Raw genomic sequence first — 6,660 nt, forward strand, 5'->3', positions numbered from 1 at the left:
CGGGCCCGGCGACCGCCGCGGTCAGCCGGTGCCCAGGTGCGGCACGCGCGGGCCGTAGACGCCGAAGTACTGCTGGTTGGCCTCGTCCCCGCCCTCGGAGTTGGAGCTGCGCCAGCGCGGCAGCACCACGCCCGCGGCCTCGGCCAGGTCGTGCAGCCGGGCCAGCAGCTGGTTCCACAGGTAGGCGTTGGCCAGCGTCGACAGCGACGAGGTGACCGGCGCCGACGGCGGGTAGGCCACGTCGCCGGGGCCGGTGAGGGTGTCCAGGACGTGGGTGGCGTGCTCGAACAGCCGCGACCCGGCCCGGGGCGCGGCCTGCGCCGAGGTCGACCGGGACGTCACCGCCACCACCGGCACCCCGGCCGCCCGCGCCGCCGCCGCCAGCTCCACCGGGTAGTGGTTGATGCCCGAGGTGGAGAACACCACCAGCAGGTCGTGCCCGGACAGCGGCACCTCGGCGAAGACCCGCGCGGCCAGCCCCGGCTGCCGCTCGGCCGCGGTCGCCCGCAGCGCCCCGCCGAAGACCTGGAGCTCGTCGGCGAACAGCGGCCGCACGCAGGCCAGCCCGCCCGCCCGGTAGAACGTCTCGGCCACCGCGGCCAGCGAGTGCCCCGCCCCGGCGGTGAGCACCAGCCCCCCGCCGCGGACTCCCGCCAGCATCAGCTCCGCCACCTCGGCCAGCGCCTCGGCGTTGTGCTCACCCACCGCGGCCAGGTGCGCCAGCACCAGGTCGCCGTAGACGTCGTCGGCCATCAGCCGTCCCCTCCTCGCATCAGTTCCACCAACCGGTCCAGGTCGGCGGGCGTGTCGACGTCGACACCCCAGCCCAGGTCACCGCACTCCACCCCGCGCACCTCCCGGCCGCGCAGGTACGCCCGCGCCCCCACGTCCCCCCGCGCCACCGCGCGCACCCCGGCCCAGTGGTCGCGCCCCAGCACCACCGGGTGCCCGGGCACCCCGTCCCACGTCGCCCGCGCCAGTGAGGCCGGGGTCGCGCCCCCGGCCACGCGCTCCACGGCCGCGCGGGGGATGCCCGGCGTGTCCACCGTCAGCACCACCGCCGCCTCCGCCTCGGCGGGCACCGCCGCCAGCCCCGCGCGCAGCGAGGACCCCATGCCGCCCGCCCAGTCGGGGTTCACCACGACGAGCCCGTCCGGCCCCACCAGCCCCCGCACCCGCTCGGCCGCCGCCCCGAGCACCACGACGACGACGTCGCACCCGCCCAGCGCGGCCGCGGCCCAGGCCACCAGCGGCCGGTCGTACAGCCGCACCAGGGCCTTGGGCGCGCCGAACCGCCGCCCGGCGCCCGCCGCGAGCAGCACCCCCGCGATCACCGGTGGTCCCCCGTCCACACCGGACCAGGCCGTGCTCCGCGACCCCGCCACCCACCCCCGCGTCCCCGCCCGGGGCACCCCGGCGCGACGACGCACGAGCCGACGCCACCCCTCCTGTGGAGCACGCCCTAGCGGAGGTGGTCGATGAGCAGGCCGGTCATCAGGTCGGGGGCCTCCTCGGGCACCCAGTGCGACACGTCCTCCAGCATCTCGAAGCGGTAGGGCCCGGTGACCCACTGGTCGCAGGACAGCGCCGCGGTCGACCCGATCGCGGAGTCCTCGGTGCTCCAGACGAACATCGTCGGCACCGACACCTTGTCCGGGGTCGGGTTGTGCCGCATGGCCCGGTACCAGTTCAGCGCGGCGGTGAGCGCCCCCGGCTCGCGCAGCCGCGCCACGTACTCCTGCACCGACGACTCCGGCACCCGCCACTCGAACACCCGGCGCAGCGCCTCGGCGTCGTCGGCCAGCAGCCGCTTCTCCGCCGACCGCTCCTGGAACACCTGCATGTAGTGCGACCGGGCGGCCTGGTCCTCGTCCTCGCGCATCGCCTTGGTCAGCGCGCCGGGGTGCGGCACCGACACCGCGGTCAGGGTCCGCACCCGCTGCGGGAGACCGGCGGCGACGTTCCACGCGACCGCGGCACCCCAGTCGTGGCCCACCAGGTCGAACGTCGACCAGCCGAGCGCGTCCACCACGGCCACCACGTCGGCGACCAGGTGCTCCATCCGGTAGTCGGCCACGTCGTCCGGCCGCACGTCGGGGGAGTAGCCGCGCTGGTCGAAGGCCACCGCGTGCCACCCGGCGTGCCCCAGCACCCCCACCTGGTGCTCCCACTCCAGGGCCGCCTGCGGGAACCCGTGCAGCAGCAGCACCGGCGGGTCGCCCGGCTCCCCGTCGGTGATCGCGTCGAACAGGCCCGCGGGCGTCTCGATCCGGCCGTACTCGGTCACCCCGCGAGGCTATCGGCTCGCCCCGGCGGTGCCTGTGACGCGGGTCGCGAACGGCGTGGCAGGCCGAACCCACCCCCGGCGGCGAAGATTGTGCTGTGGACGACACCGCACACCCCCGCCTGCGCACCCGCCCCGCCGCGTCCGGACAGGACGTGCGCGGCGCGGTGCTGGTCCTGCACGGCGGCCGGGAGCGCAGCCGGGGCCGGGTGACCCCGCTCCAGCTCGCCCACCTGCGCATGGTGCCCTTCGCCCGCGACCTGCACCGGCACGGCGCGCGCCGGGGCGTCGCCGTCCACCTGCTCCAGAACCGCTACCGCGGCTGGAACGCCCCCGACCTCGACCCCGTCCAGGACGCGCGGTGGGCGCTGGCGGAGCTGCGGCGCCTGCACGGGCGGGTCCCGGTGGTGCTGGTCGGGCACTCCATGGGTGGGCGGGTCGCGCTGCGGGTGGCCGATGACGACGACGTGGTCGCCGTGGTCGGGCTCGCCCCGTGGTGCGAACCGGGCGAACCGGTCACCCACGTCGCGGGCCGGGCCCTGCTCATCGCCCACGGCGACCGCGACCGGACGACCGACCCCCGCCTCTCGCTCGACTTCGCCCGGCGGGCGCGCGCGGTCACCGACCGCGTGGTGCGCTTCGACGTGGCGGGCGACGGGCACGCGATGCTGCGCCGGGCCGGGCGCTGGACCCGGCTCACCACCGATTTCGCGCTCGGGGCACTCGGGACCCAACCGGTCGACCCGCTCATAACGAATGCGTGGGGAACGCCCTCACCGGAGGGGCTGCACGTTCCGCTCTAGGAGGTCCAAGTGGTGGAAGACGGGATGGGTGCCCGGCAGCGGGTCGCGGTCATCGGCAGTGGCGTGTCCGGGCTGACCGCGGCCTACCTGCTCCAGCGCCACCACGACGTGACCCTCTTCGAGGCCGACGACCGGCTCGGCGGCCACGCCCACACCCACGACCTCGCCACCCCCGACGGCGGGCTGACCAGGGTGGACAGCGGCTTCATCGTGCACAACGAGCGCACCTACCCCAACCTGCTGCGGCTGTTCGCCGAGCTGGGGGTGGCCACCCGCGACTCGGAGATGTCGATGAGCGTGCGGTGCGAGGGCTGCGGCCTGGAGTACGCCGGGGCGCGCGGCCCGCGCGGGCTGTTCGCCCAGCGCGCCAACCTCGCCAACCCCCGTTACCTCAGGATGCTGGCCGAGGTCAAGAAGTTCCACGTGCACGCCCGCCGGGTGCTGCGCGACGACCCGGGCGAGACCACCCTGCGCGGGTTCGCGGTCATCGGCGGCTACTCCCGCTACTTCGTCGACCACTTCCTGGTGCCGCTGGTCTCGGCGGTGTGGTCCTCGGGCGCTGAGCTGAGCATGCGCTACCCGGCCCGGTACCTGTTCGAGTTCCTCCAGCACCACGGCATGCTCTCGGTGACCGGCTCGCCGCAGTGGAAGACGGTCGTGGGCGGCTCGCGGACCTATGTGGAGCGCGCGGTGAAGGGGCTGACGGCTGTGGAGGTGTCCACCCCGGTGCGCGCGGTCGCCCGGCACGCCGACCACGTCGAGGTGCGCGACGACGCCGACGTGCCGCACCGGTTCGACAAGGTCGTCGTGGCCACCCACCCCGACCAGGCGCTGCGGCTGCTGTCCGACCCGACCGCGGCCGAGCGGGAGGTGCTGGGCGCCTTCGAGTACTCCCGCAACGAGACCCTGCTGCACACCGACGCCTCGATCATGCCGCGCGCGCTGGACGCCAGGGCGTCGTGGAACTACCTCAAGCCCGCGTGCTCGGTCGACAGCGGCGCGGTGCAGGTGAGCTACCACATGAACCGCCTCATGGGACTGTCCGAACCGGAGGACTACGTGGTCACCCTCAACGCCCCCGAGCGGGTCGACCCGGCCAGCGTGCTGCGCAGGATGGTCTACGAGCACCCCGTCTACACCCCCGAGTCGCTGGCCGCCCAGCGCAGGCTGCCGGAGCTGACCGACCACCGGGTCGCCTACGCGGGCGCCTACCACGGCTGGGGCTTCCACGAGGACGGCTGCGCCTCCGGCGTGCGCGCCGCGGAGGCCCTGGGCTCCGGGTGGGACGCCCGGTGACCGCCGAGGCCGTCGACCCGGGGCCGCGAGCGCCCGCGAAGTCCGACAAGACCGATAAGTCCGTTGTCGTCCCGGCCCTCTACGACGCCTCGGTGAGCCACGTGCGCAGGCAGTTGGTGGACAAGGACTTCGCCCACCGGGTGTACATGTGGCTGGTCGACCTCGACCGGATGCCCGAGCTGCCGCGCTGGCTGCGCCCGTTCGCGAGGATCGAGGCCCGCGACCACCTCGGGGACCCCGGGCGCACGGTGAAGCAGAACCTCGTGGCGTGGCTGTCCACCCGGGGGGTCGAGGTCACCGGTCGGGTGTTGATGCTGACCAACGCGCGGGTGCTCGGCTACGTGTTCAACCCCCTGACCGTGTACTGGGTGCACGACTCGGCGGGCGAGCTGGAGTGCGTGGTGGCCGAGGTGCACAACACCTACGGCGAGCGCCACTGCTACCTGCTGCGCACCGACGAGCGGGGGCGGGCGCGGGCCGACAAGGAGTTCTACGTGTCACCCTTCCTGGCGGTGGACGGCGAGTACCTGATGCGGTTGCCCAGGCCAGGTGCCAGGCTTTCCCTGACGGTAACCCTCCGGCAGGGCGGCTCGACACCCTTCACGGCCACACTGTCCGGGGACCGGACGCCCGCCACTCCCGCGGAGGTGCTGAGGATGGTGCTGCGCCGCCCCCTCATGACCCACCGCGTCACCGCACTCATCCGCAGGCACGGCGTCGCCCTGTGGCTGCGCCGGGTACCGGTGATCCGCCGACCACGGCACGTCCCGCAAGAAGGAGTCCAGTGACCGAGACGCCACTGCGCCGGGGGGAGGCCACCCCCTCCCAGCCCGCGCCACCGCGCACCGAGGACTGGGACGGGCTGTTCACCCCGCCCGTCAGCCCGTTCCGCGCCCGCATCGCGCGGGCCCTGTTCGCCAACGCCGTGCGCACGCTGCCGGTCCGGGTCACCTTCCCCGGCGGCCGCCGCCTGGGCGCGGGCGGCCCGGACGCGCCGGTGATGCGCATCCACCGCCCCACGGCGTTCTTCCACCGCCTCGGCGCCGACGCCAAGATCGGCTTCGGCGAGTCGTACATGGTCGGGGACTGGTCGAGCAACGGCCTGGCCGAGGTGCTGACCGAGTTCGCGGCCAGGATGAGCACGCTCATCCCGCCCCGGTTGCAGACCTTCCGCCGCTGGGTCGACCGCCGCCAGCCCGCCGCCGAGGAGAACACCGTCGAGGGCTCCCGGGAGAACATCCACCGGCACTACGACCTGTCGAACGACCTGTTCGAGGCGTTCCTCGACGAGACGATGACCTACTCGTCGGCGCTGTTCGCCCCGGGCAGCACCGACCTGCGCGACGGCCAGCTGCGCAAGATCGACGGCGTGCTCGACTACGCCGCGGTCGGCCCCGGCGCGCACGTGCTGGAGATCGGCACCGGGTGGGGCGCGCTGGCCATCCGCGCCGCCCAGCGCGGCGCGCGGGTGACCACGCTGACCATCTCCACCGAGCAGAAGGACCTGGCGGAGCGGCGGATCGCGGACGCGGGCGTCGCCGACCGGGTGCAGGTGCTGCTGCGCGACTACCGCGAGGCCCAGGGCAGCTACGACGCCGTGGTCAGCGTGGAGATGATCGAGGCGGTGGGGGAGAAGTACTGGCCCTCCTACTTCGGCACCGTCGACCGGCTGCTCAAGCCCGGCGGCCGGTTCGGGTTGCAGTCGATCACCATGCCCGACGACCGGATGCTGGCGACCAGGGACTCCTACACCTGGATCCACAAGTACATCTTCCCCGGTGGGATCATCCCCTCGCCGGAGTCGATCGACCGCACGCTGGCGGTGCACACCGGCATGCGGGTGCACGCCTTCCGCGACTTCGGCCAGGACTACGCCGAGACCCTGCGGCAGTGGCGGGCGCGCTTCACCGAGCAGTGGTCGCGCGTGGCCGGGTTCGGCTTCGACGACACCTTCCGCCGGATGTGGGAGTTCTACCTCGCCTACTGCGAGGCGGGCTTCCGCTCCGGGTACCTGGGGGTGCGCCAGCTGTCCATCGGCCGCTGACCGCCCGCGGCGGGGACCACGGGGCCGGGTGATCTTGACGGGTCGCCCGGCCCCTATCGTGTCCGCACAACCTGCGGGGTACCCGGGCGTCTACCAGGGTGAGCAGGACACGTGCCGCGACGAGGGGTTGCCATGAGCTACGGACACGGACCGCGACAGCCGGGCAGGCCGCCGCAGGGCTTCGGCAGGCCCCAGCGCGACCCGCGCGACCGGCCCCCGGTCAACCCCCGCCC

At 74.2% G+C, this 6,660-nt stretch carries 7 protein-coding genes; 4 read left to right on the top strand and 3 right to left on the bottom strand.

Going from position 1 to position 6,660, the window contains the following annotated elements:
* Positions 1-21 precede the first annotated feature (21 nt).
* From BJP25_RS07930 to BJP25_RS07940, 3 genes are all read right to left on the bottom strand, one after another.
* Complete coding sequence (locus BJP25_RS07930) at positions 22-753, bottom strand: sugar isomerase domain-containing protein (RefSeq protein WP_075974182.1); 732 nt, start codon at positions 751-753, stop codon at positions 22-24.
* Complete coding sequence (locus BJP25_RS07935; protein WP_075974183.1) at positions 753-1,334, bottom strand: nucleotidyltransferase family protein; 582 nt, start codon at positions 1,332-1,334, stop codon at positions 753-755. The genes BJP25_RS07930 and BJP25_RS07935 overlap by 1 nt, the downstream gene beginning before the upstream one ends.
* 128 nt (positions 1,335-1,462) lie before the next feature.
* A complete protein-coding gene (locus BJP25_RS07940) occupies positions 1,463-2,287 on the bottom strand; it encodes an alpha/beta fold hydrolase (protein ID WP_075974184.1) in 825 nt (274 codons plus the stop codon).
* A 95-nt stretch (positions 2,288-2,382) separates the two neighbouring features.
* On the opposite strand from BJP25_RS07940, the gene BJP25_RS07945 reads away from it, so the two are divergent.
* The 4 genes from BJP25_RS07945 to BJP25_RS07960 are packed head-to-tail and all read left to right on the top strand — an operon-like array spanning position 2,383 to position 6,427.
* Positions 2,383-3,087, top strand: a complete 705-nt coding sequence (locus tag BJP25_RS07945; protein WP_233157963.1) for an alpha/beta hydrolase — start codon at positions 2,383-2,385, stop codon at positions 3,085-3,087.
* 24 nt (positions 3,088-3,111) lie between these two features.
* The gene (locus BJP25_RS07950; RefSeq protein ID WP_075974185.1) at positions 3,112-4,383 is read left to right on the top strand and encodes an NAD(P)/FAD-dependent oxidoreductase; all 1,272 of its coding nucleotides are present in this window, start codon (positions 3,112-3,114) and stop codon (positions 4,381-4,383) included.
* Entirely contained in the window at positions 4,380-5,171 is a 792-nt protein-coding gene (locus BJP25_RS07955) for a DUF1365 domain-containing protein (RefSeq protein WP_084793780.1), read from the top strand. The genes BJP25_RS07950 and BJP25_RS07955 overlap by 4 nt, the downstream gene beginning before the upstream one ends.
* Complete coding sequence (locus BJP25_RS07960; RefSeq protein WP_084793781.1) at positions 5,168-6,427, top strand: class I SAM-dependent methyltransferase; 1,260 nt, start codon at positions 5,168-5,170, stop codon at positions 6,425-6,427. Before BJP25_RS07955 ends, BJP25_RS07960 begins: the two co-directional genes overlap by 4 nt.
* Positions 6,428-6,660: the final 233 nt, after the last annotated feature.

The organism is Actinokineospora bangkokensis (assembly GCF_001940455.1).
Lineage (GTDB): Bacteria > Actinomycetota > Actinomycetes > Mycobacteriales > Pseudonocardiaceae > Actinokineospora > Actinokineospora bangkokensis.